This window comes from Massilia sp. 9I (genome assembly GCF_902506415.1).
GTDB lineage: Bacteria > Pseudomonadota > Gammaproteobacteria > Burkholderiales > Burkholderiaceae_D > Telluria.
Genome location: NZ_LR733275.1, coordinates 3,546,378 through 3,568,295 on the forward strand (window position 1 = coordinate 3,546,378; position 21,918 = coordinate 3,568,295).

General features: G+C 64.5%; 27 protein-coding genes. 24 read left to right on the forward strand and 3 right to left on the reverse strand.

Going from position 1 to position 21,918, the window contains the following annotated elements:
- The first annotated feature begins 158 nt into the window (after positions 1 to 158).
- From GV068_RS15895 to tatC, 24 genes are all read left to right on the forward strand, one after another.
- Entirely contained in the window at positions 159 to 962 is an 804-nt protein-coding gene (locus GV068_RS15895; protein WP_159699748.1) for an ABC transporter ATP-binding protein, read from the forward strand.
- The gene (mlaE, locus tag GV068_RS15900) at positions 959 to 1,741 is read left to right on the forward strand and encodes a lipid asymmetry maintenance ABC transporter permease subunit MlaE (RefSeq protein WP_159699752.1); all 783 of its coding nucleotides are present in this window, start codon (positions 959 to 961) and stop codon (positions 1,739 to 1,741) included. Before GV068_RS15895 ends, mlaE begins: the two co-directional genes overlap by 4 nt.
- Positions 1,742 to 1,763: 22 nt before the next feature.
- The gene (gene mlaD / locus GV068_RS15905) at positions 1,764 to 2,237 is read left to right on the forward strand and encodes an outer membrane lipid asymmetry maintenance protein MlaD (protein WP_159699755.1); all 474 of its coding nucleotides are present in this window, start codon (positions 1,764 to 1,766) and stop codon (positions 2,235 to 2,237) included.
- Positions 2,234 to 3,121 carry a VacJ family lipoprotein gene (locus GV068_RS15910; protein ID WP_201303301.1) on the forward strand — a complete coding sequence of 296 codons (888 nt, stop codon included), beginning with the start codon at positions 2,234 to 2,236 and terminating at the stop codon, positions 3,119 to 3,121. The genes mlaD and GV068_RS15910 overlap by 4 nt, the downstream gene beginning before the upstream one ends.
- A 68-nt stretch (positions 3,122 to 3,189) precedes the next feature.
- Complete coding sequence (locus tag GV068_RS15915) at positions 3,190 to 3,822, forward strand: phospholipid-binding protein MlaC (RefSeq protein WP_159699758.1); 633 nt, start codon at positions 3,190 to 3,192, stop codon at positions 3,820 to 3,822.
- A complete protein-coding gene (locus GV068_RS15920) occupies positions 3,822 to 4,097 on the forward strand; it encodes a lipid asymmetry maintenance protein MlaB (protein WP_159699761.1) in 276 nt (91 codons plus the stop codon). The genes GV068_RS15915 and GV068_RS15920 overlap by 1 nt, the downstream gene beginning before the upstream one ends.
- A gap of 150 nt (positions 4,098 to 4,247) precedes the next feature.
- Positions 4,248 to 5,171: an ABC transporter ATP-binding protein gene (locus tag GV068_RS15925; protein ID WP_159699764.1), complete on the forward strand. Its 924-nt coding sequence runs from the start codon at positions 4,248 to 4,250 to the stop codon at positions 5,169 to 5,171.
- Positions 5,168 to 5,935: an ABC transporter permease gene (locus GV068_RS15930; protein ID WP_159699767.1), complete on the forward strand. Its 768-nt coding sequence runs from the start codon at positions 5,168 to 5,170 to the stop codon at positions 5,933 to 5,935. The genes GV068_RS15925 and GV068_RS15930 overlap by 4 nt, the downstream gene beginning before the upstream one ends.
- A 33-nt stretch (positions 5,936 to 5,968) precedes the next feature.
- Positions 5,969 to 6,205: a BolA family protein gene (locus GV068_RS15935; RefSeq protein WP_159699770.1), complete on the forward strand. Its 237-nt coding sequence runs from the start codon at positions 5,969 to 5,971 to the stop codon at positions 6,203 to 6,205.
- A 2-nt stretch (positions 6,206 to 6,207) separates the two neighbouring features.
- Positions 6,208 to 7,461 carry a UDP-N-acetylglucosamine 1-carboxyvinyltransferase gene (gene murA / locus GV068_RS15940; protein WP_159699773.1) on the forward strand — a complete coding sequence of 418 codons (1,254 nt, stop codon included), beginning with the start codon at positions 6,208 to 6,210 and terminating at the stop codon, positions 7,459 to 7,461.
- A 7-nt stretch (positions 7,462 to 7,468) separates the two neighbouring features.
- Positions 7,469 to 8,161, forward strand: coding sequence for an ATP phosphoribosyltransferase (gene hisG / locus GV068_RS15945; RefSeq protein WP_159699776.1), 693 nt, complete (start codon positions 7,469 to 7,471; stop codon positions 8,159 to 8,161).
- 6 nt (positions 8,162 to 8,167) lie between these two features.
- Entirely contained in the window at positions 8,168 to 9,502 is a 1,335-nt protein-coding gene (hisD, locus tag GV068_RS15950; protein ID WP_159699779.1) for a histidinol dehydrogenase, read from the forward strand.
- Positions 9,499 to 10,323, forward strand: coding sequence for a site-specific DNA-methyltransferase (locus GV068_RS15955; RefSeq protein WP_159699782.1), 825 nt, complete (start codon positions 9,499 to 9,501; stop codon positions 10,321 to 10,323). The genes hisD and GV068_RS15955 overlap by 4 nt, the downstream gene beginning before the upstream one ends.
- On the forward strand, positions 10,320 to 11,408 hold the full coding sequence (hisC, locus tag GV068_RS15960) for a histidinol-phosphate transaminase (protein WP_159699785.1): 1,089 nt from the start codon (positions 10,320 to 10,322) through the stop codon (positions 11,406 to 11,408). The genes GV068_RS15955 and hisC overlap by 4 nt, the downstream gene beginning before the upstream one ends.
- 46 nt (positions 11,409 to 11,454) lie before the next feature.
- A complete protein-coding gene (gene hisB, locus GV068_RS15965; protein ID WP_159699788.1) occupies positions 11,455 to 12,045 on the forward strand; it encodes an imidazoleglycerol-phosphate dehydratase HisB in 591 nt (196 codons plus the stop codon).
- 10 nt (positions 12,046 to 12,055) lie between these two features.
- Positions 12,056 to 12,697, forward strand: a complete 642-nt coding sequence (gene hisH, locus GV068_RS15970) for an imidazole glycerol phosphate synthase subunit HisH (RefSeq protein ID WP_159699791.1) — start codon at positions 12,056 to 12,058, stop codon at positions 12,695 to 12,697.
- A 40-nt stretch (positions 12,698 to 12,737) separates the two neighbouring features.
- Positions 12,738 to 13,514 carry a 1-(5-phosphoribosyl)-5-[(5-phosphoribosylamino)methylideneamino]imidazole-4-carboxamide isomerase gene (hisA, locus tag GV068_RS15975; RefSeq protein ID WP_159699794.1) on the forward strand — a complete coding sequence of 259 codons (777 nt, stop codon included), beginning with the start codon at positions 12,738 to 12,740 and terminating at the stop codon, positions 13,512 to 13,514.
- Positions 13,515 to 13,660: 146 nt separating this feature from the next.
- On the forward strand, positions 13,661 to 14,422 hold the full coding sequence (gene hisF / locus GV068_RS15980; protein WP_159699797.1) for an imidazole glycerol phosphate synthase subunit HisF: 762 nt from the start codon (positions 13,661 to 13,663) through the stop codon (positions 14,420 to 14,422).
- A gap of 2 nt (positions 14,423 to 14,424) precedes the next feature.
- Positions 14,425 to 14,838, forward strand: coding sequence for a phosphoribosyl-AMP cyclohydrolase (hisI, locus tag GV068_RS15985; RefSeq protein WP_159699800.1), 414 nt, complete (start codon positions 14,425 to 14,427; stop codon positions 14,836 to 14,838).
- Positions 14,831 to 15,169: a phosphoribosyl-ATP diphosphatase gene (locus GV068_RS15990; RefSeq protein WP_159699803.1), complete on the forward strand. Its 339-nt coding sequence runs from the start codon at positions 14,831 to 14,833 to the stop codon at positions 15,167 to 15,169. Before hisI ends, GV068_RS15990 begins: the two co-directional genes overlap by 8 nt.
- A gap of 125 nt (positions 15,170 to 15,294) precedes the next feature.
- On the forward strand, positions 15,295 to 15,669 hold the full coding sequence (locus GV068_RS15995) for a histidine triad nucleotide-binding protein (RefSeq protein ID WP_159699806.1): 375 nt from the start codon (positions 15,295 to 15,297) through the stop codon (positions 15,667 to 15,669).
- A gap of 127 nt (positions 15,670 to 15,796) precedes the next feature.
- On the forward strand, positions 15,797 to 16,036 hold the full coding sequence (tatA, locus tag GV068_RS16000; RefSeq protein ID WP_159699809.1) for a Sec-independent protein translocase subunit TatA: 240 nt from the start codon (positions 15,797 to 15,799) through the stop codon (positions 16,034 to 16,036).
- Between the two features lie 9 nt (positions 16,037 to 16,045).
- On the forward strand, positions 16,046 to 16,549 hold the full coding sequence (gene tatB, locus GV068_RS16005) for a Sec-independent protein translocase protein TatB (RefSeq protein WP_159699812.1): 504 nt from the start codon (positions 16,046 to 16,048) through the stop codon (positions 16,547 to 16,549).
- A complete protein-coding gene (tatC, locus tag GV068_RS16010) occupies positions 16,550 to 17,305 on the forward strand; it encodes a twin-arginine translocase subunit TatC (protein ID WP_159699815.1) in 756 nt (251 codons plus the stop codon).
- A gap of 58 nt (positions 17,306 to 17,363) precedes the next feature.
- Here tatC and GV068_RS16015 read toward each other — a convergent pair whose 3' ends face one another.
- The 3 genes from GV068_RS16015 to GV068_RS16025 form a co-directional block, all read right to left on the reverse strand.
- Positions 17,364 to 19,097, reverse strand: coding sequence for a PHB depolymerase family esterase (locus GV068_RS16015; protein WP_159699818.1), 1,734 nt, complete (start codon positions 19,095 to 19,097; stop codon positions 17,364 to 17,366).
- Positions 19,098 to 19,397: 300 nt separating this feature from the next.
- Complete coding sequence (locus GV068_RS16020) at positions 19,398 to 21,305, reverse strand: DUF885 domain-containing protein (protein ID WP_159699821.1); 1,908 nt, start codon at positions 21,303 to 21,305, stop codon at positions 19,398 to 19,400.
- Positions 21,306 to 21,434: 129 nt separating this feature from the next.
- Positions 21,435 to 21,917 (reverse strand): hypothetical protein, encoded by a 483-nt coding sequence (locus GV068_RS16025; protein WP_159699824.1) that lies wholly within the window; start codon positions 21,915 to 21,917, stop codon positions 21,435 to 21,437.
- Between the last annotated feature and the right edge of the window lies 1 nt (position 21,918).

Here is a 21,918-nt window from a genome sequence, read left to right on the forward strand (position 1 = left end):
TCTCTTAAAAAACAAGCGCTTACGAATCGGAATAGCTGACTCGTTAGTTAGTTTTGTTGTAACGGTACGTCGTGGAAGCGGCCCGAAAATGGGGCACCTCAAGCGAGGGTTTAGCTTTCTGCACTACAATAACGGATTACCCAAATATCAATCACGCTGTGTCGAACCTAGTCGAAATCCGCGATCTGCACTTTGCGTACGGAGAGCGTTCCATCCTGTCGAACCTCCGTATGGACTTTCCACGCGGCAAGCTCGTCGCCGTCATGGGCGGCTCCGGCTGTGGCAAGACGACGGTGCTTCGCCTGATCGGCGGGCAGATACGTCCGCAGCGCGGTGAAGTGCGCGTCGGCGGCGAAGTCGTGCACCAACTGAATACCGAAGGCCTGTACCGCCTGCGCCGCCGCATGGGCATGCTGTTCCAGTTCGGCGCTCTGTTCACCGACCTGTCAGTGTTTGACAACGTCGCCTTCCCGCTGCGCGAGCACACCGACCTGCCGGAAGAGCTGATCCGCGACCTGGTCCTCATGAAGCTCAACGCCGTCGGCCTGCGCAATGCGCACAAGCTGAAACCGGCCGAGATCTCGGGCGGCATGGCGCGCCGGGTGGCCGTGGCGCGCGCCGTGGCCCTCGACCCCGAACTGATCATGTACGACGAGCCTTTCGCCGGCCTGGATCCGATCTCGATGGGTGTGACCGCCAACCTGATCCGCAACCTGAACGACGCCCTCGGCTCGACCTCGATCCTGGTCTCGCACGATGTGCACGAGTGCTTTGCGATCGCGGACTATGTGTATTTCATGTCGGCAGGCAAGATCGTTGCGGAAGGCACGCCGGACGATCTGCGCGTCTCGGAAGACCCTTACGTGAAGCAGTTCGTCCACGCCGCGCCGGACGGCCCGGTGCCCTTCCACTATCCGGGCAAGTCGCTGGCTGACGACCTCGGGCTGGGAGTGCGCAAATGATCAGCCGCTTCCTGGAAAGCATCGGCCGCAACGTGCGCGAAGCCATCGCCAGCGTCGGCTTCGCCACGCGCGCCTTCTTCAACCTACTCGGCGTCTCGCCCGGGGCCTTCAAGCGCCCGGCCCTGATTTCCGAACAGATCCACTTCATCGGCAACTATTCGCTGGTGATCATCATCGTCTCCGGCCTGTTCGTCGGCATGGTGCTGGGCCTGCAGGGCTATTACACCCTGAACCAGTACGGCGCCGAGCAGGCGCTGGGGCAGGTGGTGGCGCTGGCGCTGGTGCGCGAACTGGGCCCGGTGGTGACCGCGCTGCTGTTCGCCGGCCGCGCCGGCACCTCGCTCACGGCCCAGATCGGCCTGATGAAAGCGGGCGAACAGCTGTCCGCCATGGAAATGATGGCAATCAATCCGGTACAACGCGTACTGGCCCCGCGTTTCTGGGGCGGCGTGATTGCCATGCCAATCCTGGCCACCGTGTTCTCGGCCGTCGGCGTGTTCGGCGGCTACCTGGTCGGCGTCCAGCTGATCGGCGTCGACGAAGGCGCGTTCTGGTCGCAGATGCAGTCCGGCGTGGATGTGCGCGCTGACGTACTGAACGGTGTCTTGAAAAGTTTTATCTTTGGTATCGCGGTCACGTTCACGGCGCTGTTCCAGGGTTACCAGACCAAGCCGACCCCCGAGGACGTGTCGCGCGCCACCACGCGCACCGTCGTCATCGCGTCGCTGATGGTCTGGGGCCTGGACTTCATCATGACCGCACTGATGTTCAACAAGTAATAAGATCTACTAGGGTATTCGTATGCATCGCAAAACTATCGACGTCTGGGTTGGCCTGTTTGTCCTGCTGGGCGTGGCCTCGCTGCTGTTCCTGGCCCTGCAGGCCGGCAACATGAGCACGATTTCGTTCAGCAAGACCTACGCCGTGACCGGCAAGTTCGACAACATCGGCGGCCTCAAGCCGCAGGCGCCGGTCAAGAGCGCCGGCGTGGTGGTCGGCCGCGTGGGTGAAATCACTTTCGACGACAAGACCTACCAGGCGCTCGTGCGCCTCGATATGGAGCCAGGATATAAATTCCCGAAAGACAGTTCGCTGAAGATCTTGACCGCTGGCCTGCTGGGCGAGCAGTACATCGGCATCGAGCCGGGCGGCGACACCCAGACCCTGGTCAACGGCGACCGCATCAACCGTACCCAGTCGGCCACGGTGCTCGAAGACCTGATTAACCAATTTATCTATAGCAAGGCCGCCGAAGGAAAGGAAGGTAGTGAATGAAGCACACGCACCGTACTCCCGGCCGCATGCAAGGACTGGCGTTTGCCGCCGCCGCCCTGCTGCTGACCGGCTGCGCGACCACGCGCAACCCGCAGGATCCGCTGGAAGGCTATAACCGCGCCGTGTTCGGCTTCAACGATACGGTCGACCGCACCGTGCTGAAGCCGACCGCTACTGCTTACAAGAAAGTGACGCCGAGCTTCGTGCAAACCGGCGTGAGCAACTTCTTCGGCAACTTGTCAGATGCCTGGAGCGCCGTCAACAACCTGCTGCAGGGCAAGGGCCAGGCAGGCATGGGCGATGTTACCCGTGTCGCCGTCAACTCGACCTTCGGCATCTTCGGCCTGCTCGACATCGCTTCGGAAGCCGGCATCCCGAAACACAACGAAGATTTCGGCCAGACCCTGGGCGTGTGGGGCGTGCCGAGCGGTCCCTTTGTGATGTTGCCGATCCTGGGCCCATCTACGGTGCGTGACACCGCGGCATTGCCTGCCGACATAGGTGGCGATATCTGGAAGTACAAGCAGCCGAAGAACTGGCGCAACATCGGCGGCGCCGTGCGCATCGTCGACAAGCGCGCCCAGTTGCTGGACGCGTCCAGCCTGCTGGAAGACGCCGCCCTGGACCGCTACGAGTTCATTCGCGACGGCTACATGCAGCGCCGCCAGAGCCAGGTCTACGACGGCAATGTGCCGCGCGCGGCAGACGATGCCGACGCACCGGCCGATGGCGCGACCAGCAATGCCGAGCCGGCAGCCGATCCGGCAGGCAAGGCCGTCGAGCAGCCTGCAGAGAAGCCGGCCGAAAAGCCGGCAGAGCAGCCGGCAGAGAAGCCGGCCAGCTCACAAACGGTTACACAACCGGTGTCATCCGAGAAGCAGTAAGAAGAGTTAACCGGGGAATGCCGCGCCGGCCTTTGCACGGCGCGTCCCATCGATAAGGAAACCGACACATGAAACCAGTCATTCAACTGATTGCAGCCGCTACCGCCACCATCGCTTTTGCCACCTCGGCCATCGCCGCCGAAGCACCGGACGCGCTGGTCAAGCGCATCAGCGCCGACGTCATCGACACCGTCAAGGCCGACAAGGACATCCAGGCCGGCAACCGCAACAAGATCATGGACCTGGTGAACTCCAAGATCCTGCCGCACGTCGATGCCGAAAAGATGACCCAGCAGGCCGCCGGCCGTTTCTGGCGCCAGGCCACTCCTGAGCAGCAGAAAGCGCTGACCAAGGAATTTACCACCCTGCTGGTTTACACCTACTCGGGTGCGCTCTCCACCATCAAGAACGAAACCGTCGAGTTCAAGCCGATGCGCGCCGAAGCCGGCGCCACCGACGTCGAGGTGCGTTCGCAGGTGAACGTCACCCGCGGCGAGCCGATCACCCTGAACTACCGCCTGGCCAACGGCCCGCAGGGCTGGAAGATCTACGACATCAACGTGCTGGGCGCCTGGCTGGTCGAGACCTACAAGGGCACCTTCGCCAGCCAGATCAGCAAGAACGGCGTCGATGGCCTGATCAAGAGCCTGGCCGAGCGTAACCAGCAGCTGGCTTCCAAGCCGCTGAAGGCGCCGAAGTAATGGCCGAAGCCAATCCGATGCTCTCGCTCGATGCCCTGACCTTCCACAGCGCGCGCGGCGCGCTGGAGCAGGGCGTTGCTGCGATCGCCGCCGGCGAAACCGTGTTCGACCTGGCCGGCGTCAGCGCCGCCGATTCGTCCGGCGTAGCGGTGCTACTGGCATGGCAGCGCCGTGCGCGCGCCGCCAATCAGCGCCTCAGCTTCGTCAACGTTCCGGAAAACGTGCAAAAGCTGGCCGCGCTGTATGGCGTGGACGGACTGCTTCCGCACTCCTGATCTGCCTTCCCGGGTCCGGCCGCCATGGCCGGGCCCGGCGATTCCCTTCCGCCGAATTCTCCGCCGGCCTCTTGCATTTCTGATTTCACCTATAATGGGCCGTTTCACCCGCACGGCTTTGGCGCGCCCGCGCCGCCACTCCCAACAAGAATGACAGCGATCCAGATTAGCAGCGTCGAGAAAAGCTACAAGGGCTTCAAGGCCCTCAAGGGCGTTTCCCTGACCATCGAGGAAGGCGAGTTCTTCGGCCTTCTCGGCCCCAACGGCGCCGGCAAGACGACCCTGATTTCCACCATCGCCGGCCTGATCCGCCCGGACGTCGGCAGCGTCAAGATCCACGGCCACGACGTGGTGAGCGACTTCCGCGAAGCGCGCAAGCGCCTGGGGGTGGTGCCGCAGGAGCTGGTGTTCGATCCCTTCTTCACGGTGCGCGAGACGCTGCGCCTGCAGTCGGGGTACTTCGGGATCAGGAACAACGATGCCTGGATCGACGAGGTGATGCACAACCTGGATCTCACCAACAAGGCCGACGTCAACATGCGCGCCCTGTCGGGCGGCATGAAGCGCCGCGTGCTGGTGGCCCAGGCGCTGGTGCACAAGCCGCCGGTGATCGTGCTGGACGAGCCGACCGCCGGCGTCGACGTCGAACTGCGCCAGACCCTGTGGAAGTTCATCTCGCGCCTGAACCGCGAAGGCCACACCGTGGTCCTGACCACCCACTACCTCGAGGAAGCCCAGGCCATGTGCCAGCGCGTCGCCATGCTCAAGCTGGGCGAAGTGGTGGCGCTGGACACCATGTCGGCGCTGCTGCGCCGCGTGTCGGGCTCCCAGCTGGTGGTACACCTGAAGAGCGGCGACCTGCCGGAAGGGCTGCGCCACCTGGTCTCGCACGACGAACACGCCAACGGCAACCGCTACACCCTACGCGTCAACGACGTCAATGAAGTCGAGCCGATCCTGGCCAGCCTGCGCGCGGGCGGCGCCGTGATCGACGAGATGCAGCTGGAGCAGGCCGACCTGGAAGACATCTTCCTGCAGGTGGTCGGTGACAAGCAACCGGGAGGCCCGCAATGAACCTGTTCTCCGTGGGTTTCCGCACCCTGTTCTATAAAGAGTCGCTGCGCTTCTGGAAGGTGGCGACCCAGACCATCGCCGCGCCGGTGGTCACGGCCATGCTCTACCTCCTGATCTTCGGCCACGTGCTGGACGGCCGCGTCGAGATGCTGGAGGGCGTCAGCTATACCGCCTTCCTGATTCCCGGCCTGGTGATGATGAGCGTGCTGCAGAACGCCTTCGCCAACTCGTCCTCTTCGCTGATCCAGTCCAAGATCACAGGCAACCTGGTATTCATCCTGCTGCCGCCGCTGTCGCATGCCGAGATCCTGTCGGCCTACATCGCCGCTTCGATCCTGCGCGGGCTGGCGGTCGGCTTCGGCGTGTTCGTGATCACGGCCTGGTTTGCGCACCTGAGCTTCGTGGCGCCGCTGTGGATCGTGGTGTTCGCCTTCCTGGGCGCGGCCATTCTCGGCACCATGGGCGTGATCGCCGGGATCTGGGCCGAGAAGTTCGACCAGCTGGCGGCTTTCCAGAACTTCCTGATCATGCCGGCCACCTTCCTGGCCGGGGTGTTCTATTCCATCCAAAAACTGCCGCCCTTCTGGCTGGCGGTCTCGCATTTCAACCCGTTCTTTTATATGATTGACGGGTTCCGCTATGGGTTCTTCGGCAAGTCCGACGTCTCGCCCTGGACCAGCCTGGCCATCGTGTCGGTGTTCCTGGTGGTGCTGGCGACCATTGCGATCAATATGCTCAAACGTGGCTACAAGTTACGCCACTGAGTGCGTCATTAAAGAATTCACCGGAGTTACCCAGTGGCGACCACACCCGAACTGATCCACAGCTACATCAGCAATGGCCTCGACTGCACCCACCTTCAGGTCGAAGGCGACGGCCAGCATTTCACCGCCGTCATCGTGTCGCCAGCCTTTGCCGGCAAGCGCCCGATCCAGCGCCACCAGCTCGTATACGCCGTGCTCGGCGACCGCATGCGCGAAGAAATCCACGCGCTGTCGATGAAAACCCTCACTCCCGAAGAATACGGAGGCTAAGCATGGACAAGCTCCAGATCGTTGGCGGCAAGCGCCTGAACGGCGAAATCCCGGTATCCGGCGCCAAGAACGCCGCACTGCCCATCCTGTGCGCCGGCCTCCTGACGGGCGGCGACCTCGAACTGTCGAACGTGCCGCGCCTGCACGACGTGCGCACCATCCTCAAGCTGCTCGAGCAGACCGGCCTGAAGGTCACCCAGGACGACGAGCGCGTCACGCTCAACGGCGCCAACATCACCTCGCTGGAAGCGCCGTATGAACTGGTGAAGACCATGCGCGCCTCGATCCTGGTGCTGGGGCCCCTGCTGGCGCGCTTCGGCGAAGCCAAGGTCTCGCTGCCGGGCGGCTGCGCCATCGGTTCGCGTCCGGTCGACCAGCACATCAAGGGTCTGCGCCAGATGGGCGCCGAGATCACGATCGAAGGCGGCTACATCCACGCGAAATCGAACGGGAAGCTCAAGGGCGCGCGCATCCACACCGACATGATCACCGTCACCGGCACCGAGAACCTCCTGATGGCGGCAACGCTGGCCGAAGGCGAGACCGTGCTGGAAAACGCCGCGCGCGAACCGGAAGTGACCGACCTGGCCAATCTCTTGGCGTCGATGGGCGCGAAGATCGAGGGCATCGGCACCGACCGCCTGGTGATCCAGGGCGTCGACGCGCTGCACGGCGCACAACACGCAGTGATTTCAGACCGCATCGAAGCCGCGACTTTCCTGTGCGCGGTGGCGGCCACCGGTGGTGACATCCTGCTGCGCAACACCCGCACCGACATCTTCGATGTCGCGCTCGACAAGCTGCGCGAGATCGGCCTGCAGCTCGACGTCGGCGCCGACACCATCCGCGCCCGCATGGATGGCCGCCCGCACCCGGTCTCCTTCCGGACCACGGAATACCCGGGCTTCCCGACCGACATGCAGGCCCAGTTCATGGCCGTGAACATCCTGGCCGATGGTTCGAGCCGCGTCACCGAAACCATCTTCGAGAACCGCTTCATGCACGTGCAGGAGATGAACCGCCTCGGCGCCCAGATCTCCACCGAGGGCAACACCGCCTTCATCAAGGGTGTGGACCGCCTGGTCGGCGCACCGGTGATGGCAACCGACCTGCGCGCGTCGGCGTCGCTCGTCATCGCCGGCATGGCGGCCGAAGGCACGACCCTGGTCGACCGCATCTACCACCTCGACCGCGGCTACGACCGCATGGAAGTGAAGCTGTCGGCGGTTGGCGCCGACATCGTCCGCATCAAGTAATGGAAAAATGAGTCCCACTCTGACTAGAACCGGCGAGCCCGGGCTGATCCTGGCGCTGTCCAAGGGCCGCATCTTCGAAGACACCCTGCCGCTGTTAGCAAGCGCGGGGATTACCGTTACCGAGAATCCGGAAACCTCGCGCAAGCTGATCCTGCCGACCAACGACCCGGGCGTGCGCGTGCTGATCGTGCGCGCCAGCGACGTGCCGACCTATGTGCAGCATGGCGCCGCCGATTTCGGCGTGGCCGGCAAGGACGTGCTGCTCGAGCATGGCGGCGAAGGCCTGTACCAGCCGATCGACCTGCGCATCGCCTGCTGCCGCATGTCGGTGGCAGTGAACGCCGGCTTCGACTACGAGACCGCGGTGCGCCAGGGCGCGCGCCTGCGCGTGGCGACCAAGTTCGTGAACACCGCGCGCGAGCACTTCGCGAGCAAGGGCGTGCACGTCGACCTGATCAAGCTGTACGGCTCGATGGAACTGGCGCCGCTGGTCGGCCTGTCGGATGCCATCGTCGACGTGGTCTCGACCGGCGGCACCCTGCGCGCCAACAACCTGGTCGAAGTCGAAAAGATCATGGACATCTCCTCGCGCCTGGTGGTGAACCAGGCAGCGCTCAAGCTCAAGCGCGAGCGCCTGCAACCGATTCTCGACGCCTTCCAACGGGCCGCCGGGGCGGACCCTTCCTCACAACAAGGCTGAAGAAACATGGCAGTACAGATCCGCAAGCTCGACTCCACCGCACCCGATTTCAAACCGACCCTCGATGCGCTGCTGACCTTCGAGGCCGAGACCGACGACGCCATCGAATCGAGCGTCGCGAAGATCCTGGCAGACGTGAAGCAGCGTGGCGATGCTGCCGTGCTGGAGTACACGAACAAGTTCGACCGCATCCCGAACGGCGGGGCGTCGTCGATGGCCGCCTTCGACATCCAGCAGGAAGAACTCGACGCGGCGCTGGCGGCGATCCCCGACGCCCAGCGCACTGCGCTGCGCACCGCCGCTGAGCGCATCCGCGTGTTTCACGAGCGCCAGAAGCAGGAACTGAACGGCTTCACCTTCACCGAGCCTGACGGCACCGTGCTGGGCCAACGAGTGACGCCGCTCGACCGCGTCGGCATCTACGTCCCGGGCGGCAAGGCCGCCTATCCGTCGTCGGTGCTGATGAACGCGATTCCTGCTCGGGTAGCCGGCGTGCAGGAAATCGTGATGGTGGTGCCGACCCCGGACGGCGTGAAGAACCAGATGGTGCTGGCTGCCGCTGCGATCGCCGGCGTTACCCGCGTTATCACCATCGGCGGCGCCCAGGCCGTGGGCGCGCTCGCCTACGGCACCGAGACGATTCCCGCCGTCGACAAGATCGTCGGCCCCGGCAATGCCTACGTGGCCGCCGCCAAGCGCCGCGTGTTCGGCGTGGTGGGCATCGACATGATTGCCGGTCCGTCGGAAATCTTGGTACTGTGCGACGGCACCACCGACCCGGACTGGGTGGCGATGGACCTGTTCTCGCAGGCCGAGCACGACGAGCTGGCCCAGGCGATTTTGCTGTGCCCGGACGCGGACTACATCGCGCGCGTCGAGCAAAGCATCCACAAGCTGCTGCCCACCATGCCGCGCGCCGCCACGATCACGACCTCGCTGAGCGACCGCGGCGCACTGGTGAAAGTGCGCGACATGGAAGAAGCGTGCAGCATCGCGAATGCGATCGCCGCCGAGCACCTCGAGATCTCGGCCGAAGACCCGTTGACATGGGCCGACCGGATCCGCCACGCCGGCGCCATGTTCCTCGGCCGCTTCTCGTCCGAGTCGCTGGGCGACTACTGCTGCGGCCCGAACCACGTGCTGCCGACCTCGCGCACCGCGCGCTTTTCGTCGCCGCTCGGTGTCTACGACTTCCAGAAACGTTCGTCGGTAATCCAGGTGAGCGAGCAGGGCGCCCAGACGCTCGGCAAGGTGGCGGCCGAACTGGCCTATGGCGAAGGCCTGCAGGCGCACGCCCGCAGTGCAGAGTTGAGAATTCAGCCTTTGAGTCCGAAGTCATGACGGGCTGGGTCGACCAGGTGTTCTGCGAGGATGCGCTGACGGGCCTGGCGCGCATCCCGGACGCTTCCATCGACCTGATCCTGACCGACCCGCCCTACAACCTCGGCAAGAACTACGGCAACGCTTCCGACCAGCAGGGCGTCGAGGAATACCTGGACTGGACCGAGCGCTGGATCGACGCCGCGCTGCCCAAGCTGAAAGCCAACGGCAGCCTGTACATCTTCCTGACCTGGCGCTTCGCGCCGGAGATCTTCGTCATGCTGAAAAAGCGCATGACGATGATGAACGAGATCATCTGGGACCGCCGCGTGCCCTCGATGGGCGGCAGCGTGCGCAGCTTCTCGTCGGTGCACGACACCATTGGGTTTTTCGTGAACCGCAAGGACTACTATTTTGATCTGGATGCCGTGCGCATCCCCTACGACGCCGAGACCAAGAAGGCGCGCTCGCGCTCGATCTTCATCGGCGCCAAGTGGCTGGAAGTGGGCTACAACCCGAAGGACGTGTGGAGCGTGTCGCGCCTGCACCGCGAGCATCCGGAACGCGCCGACCACCCGACCCAGAAGCCGCTCGAGATCATCGAGCGCATGGTCAAGGCTTCCTGCCCGGCGGGCGGCGTCGTGCTCGACCCCTTCATGGGCAGCGGCACCACGGCCATCGCCGCGCGCCAGGCCGGGCGCCATTTCACCGGCTTCGAACTGAATCCCGCCTACTGCGACATCATCCGCGAGCGCCTGGCGGCGCCCGAGGTACCGGTTGCAGGAGCGAAGAAACGCAAAAGCGCGGCCAAGAACGCGCCCCTGAACGAGGAACCAGCATGACTAGCATCGACAAGCTGATCGAACACACCATCCGCGCGGACGTGCGCAACATCGCCAGCTACTTCGTGCCGGATGCCAGCGGCTACATCAAGCTCGACGCGATGGAGAACCCCTACCAGCTGCCGGAAGGCCTGCGCGCCGTACTGGGCCAGCGCCTGGCCGATGCCGCGCTGAACCGCTACCCGGTCGCTTCCTACGCCACGCTCAAGCAGAAGATCTGCGCGGGCCTGGGCGTCCCGGCCGGCTACGACGTCCTGCTCGGCAATGGCTCGGATGAGCTCATCTCGATCATGGCCACCGCCATCGCCCGTCAGGACAGGAAGGCGGTCGTCATGGCGCCGACCCCGGCCTTCGTGATGTTCGCGCGCTCGGCCCAGTTCGCAGGCGCCGATTTCGTCGGCGTGCCGGTCAAGCCCGACTTCTCGCTCGACCTGCCCGCCATGCTGGCCGCGATCGACGAGCACAAGCCTGCGCTGGTCTTCCTGGCCTATCCGAACAACCCGACCGGCAACCTGTTCGATGCGGACGACATGGTCGCGATCATCCGCGCGCTGGGCGAGACCGGCATCGCGGTGGTGGACGAGGCCTACCAGCCTTTCGCCAGGAAGAGCTTCATGGGCCGCCTGCCGGAATTTTCGAACCTGGTCGTGATGCGCACCCTGTCCAAGCTGGGCCTGGCCGGCATCCGCCTCGGCTACCTGTCGGGCGACCCCAAGCTGCTGGAGCAGTTCGAGAAGGTGCGTCCGCCCTACAACGTCAATGTGCTGACCCAGGTGGCGGCCGAGTTCGCGCTCGACCACCTCGACGTGCTCGACAGCCAGGCCGAGTTGCTGAACCTTGAACGCAGCCGCCTGGCCGGCGAACTGGCGGCGTTGCCGGGAGTCGAAGTGTTTCCATCGGCCGCGAATTTCATCTCGATGCGCGTGCCGGATGCCGACAAGGTCTGTTCGGAACTTCGCGACGGAAAGGTGCTGATCAAGAATTTAGGTAAAATGGACAAGATGCTGGCCAACTGCATCCGCGTCACGGTCAGCACTCCCGAAGAAAACACCGCATTCCTGAATGCCCTGAAAGCGTCCCTATAGCAGCGTTTCCTCCACACGGAGGACCACGCACCGACGAGCACTCGCAATGACCCGCACCGCCGACATCACGCGCAATACCAACGAAACGCAAATCCGCGTTTCGATCAACCTCGACGGCACCGGCCGCCAGAAGCTCAACACTGGCGTCCCCTTCCTCGACCACATGCTCGACCAGATCGCGCGCCACGGCATGATCGACCTCGAAGTCGAAGCCGTCGGCGATCTGCACATCGACGCCCACCATACGGTCGAGGACACCGGCATCACCCTCGGCATGGCAGTGGCCAAGGCCGTCGGCGACAAGAAGGGCATGGTGCGCTACGGCCACTCCTACGTGCCGCTCGACGAAGCGCTGTCGCGGGTGGTGATCGACTTCTCGGGCCGTCCGGGCCTCGAAATGCACATTCCCTGGACCCGCGCCATGATCGGCACTTTCGACGTCGACCTGACGGGCGAATTCTTCCGCGGCTTCGTGAACCACGCCGGCGTGACCCTGCACATCGACAACCTGCGCGGCGTGAACGCGCACCACCAGTGCGAGACCGTGTTCAAGGCGTTCGGCCGCGCGCTGCGCATGGCCACCACCCTGGACGAGCGCGCCGCCGGCATCATTCCTTCGACCAAAGGCAGCCTGTAAGCAGACCACCATGACGAACAAGATTGTAGTGGTCGATGGCCTGGGGAACCTGCGCTCGGTCGCGCAGGCGCTGCGCGCTGCCGCGCCCGAGGCCGACATCCTGGTGTCGAACAAGGCTGAAGACATCGATGCCGCCGACCGCATCGTGCTGCCGGGGCAGGGCGCGATGCGCGACTGCATGCGCAGCCTGCGCGAATCCGGCGCCGAGGACGCTCTGCTGCGCGCCGTGAAGACGCGCCCGGTGATGGGCGTGTGCGTCGGCGAGCAGATGCTGTTCGACGAGAGCGAAGAGAACGAGGGCACGCCGGGCCTGGGCCTGCTGCCGGGCCGCGTGGTGCGCTTCCAGCTGGACGGCAAGCGGCAAGCCGATGGCTCGCGTTTCAAGGTGCCGCAGATGGGCTGGAACCGCGTGCGCCAGACCCGATCCCACCCGCTGTGGGAAGGCGTCGAGGACGGCAGTTATTTCTACTTCGTGCACAGCTATTACGCCGCGCCGGAGCATGCCCAGGACACCATCGGCGAAGCCGACTACGGCGGCGCGTACGCCTGCGCCGTCGCGCGCGACAACCTGGTCGCCACCCAGTTCCACCCCGAGAAGAGCGCCGCCGCCGGGCTGCGCCTGTATCGCAATTTCATTCACTGGAACCCGTGAGTTTTATCCTTAATCCGCCGTCAACCAACCGACAACGACCATGCTGCTGATCCCTGCCATCGACCTGAAAGACGGTCACTGCGTTCGCCTGAAACAGGGCGACATGGACCTCGCCACCGTATTCTCCGAAGACCCTGCCGACATGGCGCTGCACTGGCTGAAGAAGGGCGCGCGCCGGCTGCATCTGGTCGACCTGAACGGCGCGTTCGCCGGCAAGCCGAAGAACGAGGAAGCGATCAAGGCCATCCTGAAGACCGTGCAGGACTACGCCGAAGAGATGGGCATCGACGAGATCCCGGTCCAGCTGGGCGGCGGCATCCGCGACCTCGACACCATCGAGCGCTACCTGGACGACGGCATCACCTACATCATCGTCGGCACCGCCGCCGTGAAGAACCCGGGCTTCCTGCACGACGCCTGCGGCGCTTTCCCGGGCTCGATCATCGTCGGCCTGGACGCCAAGGACGGCAAGGTCGCCACCGACGGCTGGAGCAAGATGTCGGGCCACGAGGTCATCGACCTGGCCAAGAAATTCGAAGGCTACGGCGTCGAATCGATCGTCTACACCGACATCGGCCGCGACGGCATGATGGCCGGCGTGAACATCGAAGCCACCGTCAAGCTGGCGCAAGCCGTGCGGATTCCGATCATCGCCTCGGGCGGCGTGCACAACCTGGCCGACGTCGAAGCGCTGTGCGCGGTGCAGGACGAAGGCATCGAAGGCGTGATCTGCGGCCGTTCGATCTACGAAGGCACGCTGGACCTGGCTTCGGCGCAGGAACGCGCGGATGAACTGACTGAAGGAGCGCAGGCGTAAGGTTCAGGTGCTTAGCACCACCGCCCTCTGGGCCGTCATCCCCGCGTAGGCGGGGATCCAAGTTTGCATGAGCTGCCGATACGCACGCAGAAATTGGGTTCCCGCCTTCGCGGGAACGACGAATTAGCGCCAACGCAAAGAATTCTATGCTCGCAAAACGCATCATCCCCTGCCTCGACGTCACCGGTGGCCGTGTGGTCAAGGGCGTCAATTTCACCGAGCTGCGCGATGCCGGCGACCCGGTCGAGATCGCGCGCCGCTATGACGGGCAAGGCGCCGACGAGATCACCTTCCTCGACATCACCGCCTCCAGCGACGGCCGCGACCTGATCCTGCCGATCATCGAAGCCGTGGCCTCGACCGTGTTCATCCCGCTCACCGTCGGTGGCGGCGTGCGCAAGGTCGAGGACGTGCGGCGCCTGCTCAATGCCGGCGCCGACAAGGTGTCCATGAACACTTCGGCCGTCACCAACCCGCAGCTGGTGTTCGACGCCTCGCAGAAGCACGGTTCGCAGTGCATCGTGGTGGCGATCGACGCCAAGCAGGTCGCGCCCGGCAAATGGGAAGTCTTCACCCATGGCGGCCGCAACGCGACCGGCCTCGACGCGGTCGAATGGGCGCAGAAGATGGAGTCGCTCGGCGCCGGCGAACTGCTGCTCACCTCGATGGACCGCGACGGCACCAAGTCCGGTTTCGACCTCGGCCTGACCCGCGCCGTGTCCGACGCGGTCGGCATTTCCGTGATCGCCTCGGGCGGCGTGGGCGGCTTGCAGGATCTGGCTGACGGCATCCTCGAAGGCCACGCCGATGCGGTGCTGGCCGCCAGCATCTTCCACTACGGGCAGCACACGGTCGGCGAGGCCAAGCGCTTCATGGCGGAGCGCGGCATCCCGATGCGCCTGGAGTGAACATGCCGACCAATGCAAAATGGCTCAACAAGGTGCGCTGGGACGAACACGGCCTGGTGCCGGTGATTGCCCAGGAAGCGGCCAGCGGCGACATTCTGATGTTCGCCTGGATGAACCGCGAGGCGCTCGCGAAAACGGTGGAGCTGGGCGAAGCCGTCTACTGGAGCCGCTCGCGCAAGAAGCTGTGGCACAAGGGCGAAGAGTCCGGCCACACACAGAAGGTACTGGAGATGCGCCTGGACTGCGACGAAGACGTCGTGCTGCTGAAGATCGAGCAGAAGGGCGGCATCGCCTGCCACACCGGGCGCCACTCCTGCTTCTTCCAGAAATTCGACGGCGAGGACTGGCAGGCGGTGGAACCCGTGCTGCAGGACCCCGACACCATCTACTCCGCACAAAAGAAAACCCATGAGTGACATCCTGGCCCGCGTCGCGGCCGTGATCGAGTCGCGCAAGCCGGCAGCCGGCGGCGACCCCGCCACCTCTTACGTCGCCAAGCTGTTCAGCAAGGGCGACGACGCCATCCTGAAAAAGATCGGCGAAGAAGCCACCGAGACCGTGATGGCCGCCAAGGACGCACGCGTCTCGGGCGACGCCTCCAAGGTCCTGTACGAAACCGCCGACCTCTGGTTCCATACCATGGTGCTGCTGTCCCAGTTCGGCTTGACGCCGCAGCAGGTGATCGACGAGCTGGCGCGGCGCGAAGGCGTGTCCGGGATCGACGAGAAGGCAGCGCGCAAGGAGTAGGCACTTGCTCATGCTTGCCATGCGGCTTGGCGGTGTCATAATCAGGCATTCGCCGTCATGCCGGTGTCATGTACCGCCGGTAGGATGCACGGGCTCTTTATTCAGAATGCTGTAACGGAGACAAGATGGACAACTGCATTTTTTGCAAGATCGTCGCCAAGCAGATCCCGGCCAGCGTCGTCTACGAAGACGATGACGTGCTGGCGTTCAAGGACATCAACCCGGCCGCCCCGGTGCACCTCTTGGTGATCCCGAAGCAGCACGTGGACACCCTCTCGGACTGCGGCATGGAGCACGCCGCCGTACTGGGCAAGATGCTGGCGCTGGCGCCGAAGCTGGCCGAAGAGCACGGTGTCGCAATCAAGTCGGACGGCAATGGCGGACGCAGCGGCGGTTTCAAGACCCTGATCAATACCGGTCCAGACGGGGGCCAAGAGGTCTACCACCTGCACCTGCATGTGTACGGCGGCAAGCGTCCGTGGCGCGGCCTGGGCACCTGATTGTTACCAGAGCTCAAGTAAACTTTTAATGCGGGCAATTTATGGGGCAATGCGTCCGCTTGGCGTATACTGAAACGTACGCTTTCCCGATTTACAGGCGCACGAAGCGTCTTGCTAGGAGATAAAAATGGGTTCGATGAGTATTTGGCACTGGGTGATTGTCCTAGTCGTCGTGATGCTGATTTTTGGCACCAAGAAAATCAGCAATATCGGTGGCGACCTCGGTAAAGCCGTAAAGGGTTTCAAGGATGGCGTGAAAGGCGAAGAAGAGAAGGCCAACGCGGCCCAGTCGACCACCCAGCCGCCGCAACAGGTCGCCGACAAGTCGACCATCGACGTCGAAGCCCGCGACAAGACCCGTCATTAATATCCGGGCATGATCGATCTCGGACTGTCGAAACTGGCGATCATCGGCGTTGTCGCGCTGATCGTGATCGGCCCTGAAAAACTGCCGAAGGTGGCGCGCATGGCGGGCACCCTGTACGGGCGCGCCCAGCGCTACCTGCACGACGTCAAGTCCGAAGTCAGCCGCGAGATCGAACTCGACGAGCTGCGCAACCTGCACAAGGAAGTGCACGAGAGCGCGCAATCGTTCAAGTCCGATGTCGAAAGCTCGATGTCCAGCCACGTCGACGAAGTCGAGGCGCTGTGGGACGGCCGGGAACACGTATCCTCGTCCCCCTCCACGCCGTCTTTCGTCAGCACCACCGACATCGAGCGCAAGGCGCGCGACTTCCGCCGCAAGAAGCTGGTGCGTACCTCCGCCGTCCCAAGCTGGTACAAGCACCGCAACGGTGGCAAGACCCATGTGCTGTCGGGCGCCGCGCGCGTGCGCAAGTTCCGCCCAGGCTCCAGCAAATCCAAGAGTTCGTTTTTCTAAATGACCGAAGAAGCCGCAGGCGAAGAAACCTTCATCTCCCACCTCGTCGAACTGCGTGACCGCCTGGTCAAGGCGTCGATCGGGATTGCCATCGCCTGCGCGGCCCTGTTCATCTGGCCGGGCCCCTCGCACGTCTACGACCTGCTGGCCGCCCCGATGATCGCGTCGCTCCCACCCGGCGCCAAGATGATCGCCACCGGCGTCGTCTCGCCCTTCCTGGTGCCGATGAAGGTCACCCTGCTGCTGGCCTTCATCCTGTCGCTACCCTGGGTGTTCTACCAGTTGTGGGCCTTCGTTGCGCCCGGCCTGTACGCGCACGAGAAGCGCCTGGTGCTGCCGCTGGTGATCTCGTCCTCGCTGCTGTTCATCGGCGGCGTGGCCTTCTGCTACTTCTTCGTGTTCGGGCGCGTGTTCCACTTCATCGGCGAGTTCGCCCCGACCTCGATCGCCGTCACGCCCGATATCGAGAACTACCTCGACTTCGTCATGTCGATGTGCCTGGCCTTCGGCGCCACCTTCGAAGTGCCGGTGGTGGTCGTGATCCTGGTGCGCATGGGGATCGTCAGCATCGAGAAGCTGAAGTCGATCCGCTCCTATGTGATCGTGGGCGCTTTCGTGATCGCCGCCATCGTCACGCCACCGGACGTGGTCAGCCAGCTGGCGCTGGCCATCCCGATGTGCCTGCTCTACGAGCTGGGCCTGATCGTGGCGCCGATGTTCGCGCGCATGACGCGTGCCCCCGAAGAGCACGCGTAACACGATCTTTTTTCCTGCCCGAGCCCTCATGTCGCCCTGCGCATGAGGGCTCGCTGCTTTATGGGCAGTTGCCGATGACGTAGTAGCCTGCCGAGGTCTGGGCCAGCGTCGCGCTGTAGAAGGTATTGTTCAGCCCCATGTTCTGGTTCGACCCGTTGGCCAGCGCATACCCGCCGCTGTCGTGCGCCCGTCCCGCCGTCACGTGCGCGTAGTTGCTGGCGGTGGTGGCCGTGCACACGAAGCCTGAAGTCGTCGTGCCCGTCACGCTTGCCGACTTCGCGCTCTCGACGCCGCCGCTCCCGGTCGCCGTCACCTGGTAGGTGTAGCTGGTCGACGCCGCCAGGCCGCCGTCGGTGTAGCCCGTGCCCGCCAGCGGCGTGCCGGTGACTTTGGCGCCGTTGCGGTAGACGTTGTAGCCGGTAGCGCCGTTCGACGCGTTCCAGCTCAGGGCGATGCTGTTCGCGGTGCGCGCGCCGACGGCCAGGCCGGCCGGCGCTTGCAGGGCAGGGGCGGTGCCGACCAGGAATTGCGGGATAGTGCAGGCGTTCGACGTCAGGCCGGTGGCGTTGTTGGTCGCCGTGACTGTGCCGGTGTAATAGCCGTCGGCGCGTGCCGCGTAGGCCTTGCTGAAGCTGGCGCCGCTGCCGGCCGCAGTGTCGTCCACTGGCGTTGGGCCGCTGAGCACCACGCGGTAGCTGCTGATGGCGCCTGCCGCATCGGTCGCCGCGCCGTTGACGGTCACGGTCGAACCGGAGACGCTGGCGCTGCACGAAGTCATCGCCGGCGCCGCCGCGCGTGTGACGCGCAGGTTATTCTTGAACCAGAAATCCATCACGAAGGCCGGGTAGTTGACCTTGGTCGCGTCGACGTAATTGCTGTTCTGGCCACCAGTTCCGGCCGGCCAGGCGTGGCCCATGCCGGTGACCGTGATTTCCGAGGTCCGCAGCTTGCCGTTGGCGTCCAGGTAGGGTACGTTGCTGCCGCCGGTGGCCACCGTCGTGGTGGCGCCTTTTGTGTAAGTGCCGCCGTAGACCTGGCGCATGGCCGCGGCGTCGAGCGGGCCATAGGCCTGCGCCACCGTGTAGTCGTTGGTGCCCCAGATGACGCTCGCGACTTGGGTGGTGAAATGGCTGGCATTGCTGCCCGCCCAGCTTGTGCAGCTGCTGGCCACGCTGCTCGAGGTGGTGCCGGAAGGGACGGTGGAGATCTGCGAGGTCGACACCGTCGGCGCCGGGCCGGCATTGATGCCGATGCCGGCGAAGATGTCGGGCGCCACGCAGCCCATCACCATGGTCTTGGCGCCGCCCGAGGACAGGCCGGTGACGTAGATCTGCTTCGGATCGATCGCATACTGCGGGTTGCTGACGAAGCGGTTGACCAGGTCCAGCAGCACGGCGTTGTGCCCATAGCTGCGGCTGCGGTTGGTAGCGGCCCAGTCCCAGCAATGCGCGCTGTACAGGTTGCCGGTGGCGTTGGGCGCGAGGATCACGGCGCCATACTGGTCGGCCGCCGCCTTCCAGTTGTAGCCGCCATCCGTGCTGCCGTTGATCACGTCGTTGGCCGCGGTCTGGGCGCAGCCGTGCAGCACCAGCACCAGCGCGCGCTTGCCGCCCAAGGCGGGCGCCGTGGCCGGCCAGTAGTAGTAGCCGGTGAGGGCGCCGCCGTTGGTAGTGTCGGTGGCCCAGGTCTGGTTCGCGCTCCAGGCGCCGGGTCCGGCCTGGAGTTGGGCGAAAGCCGGGATGGCCAGCGCCATGCAGGCCGCGGCTGCGGCCCGTTTGAAGAGGGATGCCATGGGTGCGTCTCCGTTCTGTTTGTTGTCGTGCTGGGCATGCGCCCGCGCATGGGCGTAACGAGGCCACGCCGGTCGCGCAAACGCGGATCGGTGCAACGGGTACAACGAGAGGAAAGCGTGGGCCGGTTGCGTCGTCAGGACGCGGGTGCGGGAAGGGAAGTCATCGAAGTCTCCGGTCTTGTGATTATGTGCAGTGCATGCCCATTCTAGCCCCGGAGATATTGCGCACAAGCGAGCGCGCGAGCACGCTGCTTGTGCGCTTTTGCACAGGTGGTTTCCTGTGCAAAATCAAAGCGGTTTCTACTCCATCAACTCGGAAATCATCTTCACCGGCGCATTGCCGTAGCTGAGGAACTGGTCGTGGAATTCCTTCAGGTTGAAGCGATCTCCCAGCTGCTGCTTGCGGCGCTCGCGCAGGGCCATGATCTGCTCGTAGCCGCTGTAGTAGCTGGTCAGCTGCACCGAGGTGAGCTGCACGCGGCGCCACTTCTCGTCGGCTTCCTGGCGCGTCTGGAAGGCCTGGCGCACCAGCAGGTCGATCGCTTCGCTTTGCCCCATGCCCAGCACGTGGACGCTGTAGTCGAGGATGGTGTTGGTGACGCTGCGCAGGTTCCACTTCGAGTACATCAGCCACATCTCGGGCGCGTTGTCGCCGTAGCCGTTCTCCAGCATCATGCGCTCGCCGTACACCGCCCAGCCCTCGACCATCGCGCCGTTACCGAACAGCGACTTCACCAGGGACGGCGAACGGTTGGCGTACACCAGCTGCGCGTAGTGGCCCGGAATCGCCTCGTGGATGTTCAGGATCTGCAGGATCCACTCGTTGTACTCGCGCAGGCTGCTCTCGGCCTGTTCGGCGGTGAGGCTGTCGAGCGGAGTGACGTTGTAGTAGGTCTTGTCCTTCGGACGGTACGGACCCGGCGCGTCGATGCTGGCGCCGGCCACGCCGCGCTGGTACATCGGGGTTTCGCGCACTTCCAGCGGCTTGTCCGCGTCCAGCGTCAGCAGATTCTTCTCGGTGACGAACTTCTGCAGGGCCGGGATCTGGCGGCGGATCTCGGGCAGGAAGTTCTCGCGTGCGACGTGGCGCTCGGAGAGCTTGTTGATCATCATGCCGATCTTCTGGAAGCGGTCGCGCGGCTTGTTCACGCCCGTCAGGTAGCGCGGCCACAGCTCGTCCGAGATCGTGTCCATGCGGGCGAGCAGCTCTTCACGCGTTGCCAGGGCCTTGCGGAAGGTCTGTTCGGCGCTGCTCGAGGATTGGATCTCGAGCGCGAACTTCTGCTCGTACATCGCCTTCCCGGCGCGGAAAGGACGCGGTTTGGCGGCGTTCTGATCGAGCGCCGCCAGGAAATCCACATAGCCCAGCACCGCGCTGCCGGCGTTGGCGATGCGCTGCGCGAAGATCGCCTTTTCCTGCGCGTTCAGGATCGATTCCTGCGCCGCCTTGCCCAGGTCGGCCAGCACCGCGATGGTGCCCGGCGCCTGCGCGATCGCGAGCTGGGTGTGTTCGCGGGTCGGGTTGACGATCGAGGCCTGCGCGGCCTGGTAGAAGGCCGGCACCTCGGCCAGGCGCTTGAGGAGGGTGCGCAGGCGCTGCGGCTTGGCGGCGTACTCGGTATTCAGGATCAGGTCGAGCGGCTGGGCGATGTTGTACAGCGACGGGTTCCACTCGTACTCGCGCCAGGTGGTGAGGTTCCAGCGGTCCTTCTCCAGCTTGTTTACCAGCAGGGCCAGGTCGGTACGCTGGCGCGGCGACAGCTGGCGCGTATCGAGTTTGTTGAACTTGTCCAGCCACTCGTTGGCGAAGGCCAGCTTTTTGGCGCGGGTGGCGGCGTCCGGGATGGTCAGGTTGGCGGCCTGGTCGAACTTGCCGACGTAGATGCCGCCTTCCGGATCGACGCGCCACAGCGCGGTCAGGTACTGCATGCTCATCGAATCGAGGCGGCGGTCGAGGCGTTTCTCGTTCGCGTTGGCGACCGGGGCCGCTGCGACCGGGGCGGCGACGGCGACGGCGGCGGTGGCAGCAGCTGCGACGGCCGCTTTGCTTGCGCCCTTCTTGACCGGCGCCTTGGCCTTGTTCGTTTTCGATTTGACTACTTTTGCGGCTTTCGCCTTGCCCTTGGCGGGCTTGGTGGTCTTGGCGCTGGCGGGGGCCAGCGCGAAACTCGCCAGCAGCACGGCCAGCGCAATCTTCGTTTTCATCATCCTGTTCGAACCCTGCAAATTAAAAGGTCGGAGCCCCGGCGCGCGGCATGCGCAGGGCGGAGCCCGAGAAGAGTAGCACCATTCAGTCCGCTTGCGGGCGGCTGAAACAATCCGACACTTAGCCCGTCCTTAATCGACGGCGCCGGAGCGGATCATCTGCTGGTGCAGCGCATTGAGCGTTTCGACGGCCCGGCGGCCACTCGCGATATGGTGCAGGACGATCTCGCTGTCGCGGGTGAAGCGGTGGCCGATGCGCACCGTGTACGAGCGCGTCACCCAGCTCACGAAACCGTTGACGTAGCTGGCTTCGTCCATGTCGCGCCACTTCACGCCCGCCACGCCCTTCTTCCACGGCAGGACGCCGGAGTAGACCCAGACGCCGACGTCGTCGTAGTACAGCTGCACGCTGCGCACCTGCAGGAACTTATATACGACGATCACGGCCGACACTCCCAGCACCGCGGCGGCGGCCATCTCGTTCCAGTGGAAGGCCAGCGGCAGCGCGACGAAGAACAGCAGCACCGCCAGCGCAAGGACACCGGCATAGGCCAGCCAGGATTTGACGCCGATGACATGGGCTTGCGCCGGCCTTGCCGCTTTGTCCAGTTCCATG

Excerpts from the sequence above, each read along its gene's own strand:
- mlaE (WP_159699752.1), top strand. The coding sequence starts at position 959 with ATGATCAGCCGCTTCCTGGAAAGCATCGGCCGCAACGTGCGCGAAGCC.
- mlaD (WP_159699755.1), top strand. The coding sequence starts at position 1,764 with ATGCATCGCAAAACTATCGACGTCTGGGTTGGCCTGTTTGTCCTGCTG.
- GV068_RS15910 (WP_201303301.1), top strand. The coding sequence starts at position 2,234 with ATGAAGCACACGCACCGTACTCCCGGCCGCATGCAAGGACTGGCGTTT.
- GV068_RS15915 (WP_159699758.1), top strand. The coding sequence starts at position 3,190 with ATGAAACCAGTCATTCAACTGATTGCAGCCGCTACCGCCACCATCGCT.
- GV068_RS15920 (WP_159699761.1), top strand. The coding sequence starts at position 3,822 with ATGGCCGAAGCCAATCCGATGCTCTCGCTCGATGCCCTGACCTTCCAC.
- GV068_RS15925 (WP_159699764.1), top strand. The coding sequence starts at position 4,248 with ATGACAGCGATCCAGATTAGCAGCGTCGAGAAAAGCTACAAGGGCTTC.
- GV068_RS15930 (WP_159699767.1), top strand. The coding sequence starts at position 5,168 with ATGAACCTGTTCTCCGTGGGTTTCCGCACCCTGTTCTATAAAGAGTCG.
- murA (WP_159699773.1), top strand. The coding sequence starts at position 6,208 with ATGGACAAGCTCCAGATCGTTGGCGGCAAGCGCCTGAACGGCGAAATC.
- hisG (WP_159699776.1), top strand. The coding sequence starts at position 7,469 with ATGAGTCCCACTCTGACTAGAACCGGCGAGCCCGGGCTGATCCTGGCG.
- hisD (WP_159699779.1), top strand. The coding sequence starts at position 8,168 with ATGGCAGTACAGATCCGCAAGCTCGACTCCACCGCACCCGATTTCAAA.
- GV068_RS15955 (WP_159699782.1), top strand. The coding sequence starts at position 9,499 with ATGACGGGCTGGGTCGACCAGGTGTTCTGCGAGGATGCGCTGACGGGC.
- hisC (WP_159699785.1), top strand. The coding sequence starts at position 10,320 with ATGACTAGCATCGACAAGCTGATCGAACACACCATCCGCGCGGACGTG.
- hisB (WP_159699788.1), top strand. The coding sequence starts at position 11,455 with ATGACCCGCACCGCCGACATCACGCGCAATACCAACGAAACGCAAATC.
- hisH (WP_159699791.1), top strand. The coding sequence starts at position 12,056 with ATGACGAACAAGATTGTAGTGGTCGATGGCCTGGGGAACCTGCGCTCG.
- hisA (WP_159699794.1), top strand. The coding sequence starts at position 12,738 with ATGCTGCTGATCCCTGCCATCGACCTGAAAGACGGTCACTGCGTTCGC.
- hisF (WP_159699797.1), top strand. The coding sequence starts at position 13,661 with ATGCTCGCAAAACGCATCATCCCCTGCCTCGACGTCACCGGTGGCCGT.
- hisI (WP_159699800.1), top strand. The coding sequence starts at position 14,425 with ATGCCGACCAATGCAAAATGGCTCAACAAGGTGCGCTGGGACGAACAC.
- GV068_RS15990 (WP_159699803.1), top strand. The coding sequence starts at position 14,831 with ATGAGTGACATCCTGGCCCGCGTCGCGGCCGTGATCGAGTCGCGCAAG.
- GV068_RS15995 (WP_159699806.1), top strand. The coding sequence starts at position 15,295 with ATGGACAACTGCATTTTTTGCAAGATCGTCGCCAAGCAGATCCCGGCC.
- tatA (WP_159699809.1), top strand. The coding sequence starts at position 15,797 with ATGGGTTCGATGAGTATTTGGCACTGGGTGATTGTCCTAGTCGTCGTG.
- tatB (WP_159699812.1), top strand. The coding sequence starts at position 16,046 with ATGATCGATCTCGGACTGTCGAAACTGGCGATCATCGGCGTTGTCGCG.
- tatC (WP_159699815.1), top strand. The coding sequence starts at position 16,550 with ATGACCGAAGAAGCCGCAGGCGAAGAAACCTTCATCTCCCACCTCGTC.
- GV068_RS16015 (WP_159699818.1), bottom strand. The coding sequence starts at position 19,097 with ATGGCATCCCTCTTCAAACGGGCCGCAGCCGCGGCCTGCATGGCGCTG.
- GV068_RS16020 (WP_159699821.1), bottom strand. The coding sequence starts at position 21,305 with ATGATGAAAACGAAGATTGCGCTGGCCGTGCTGCTGGCGAGTTTCGCG.
- GV068_RS16025 (WP_159699824.1), bottom strand. The coding sequence starts at position 21,917 with ATGGAACTGGACAAAGCGGCAAGGCCGGCGCAAGCCCATGTCATCGGC.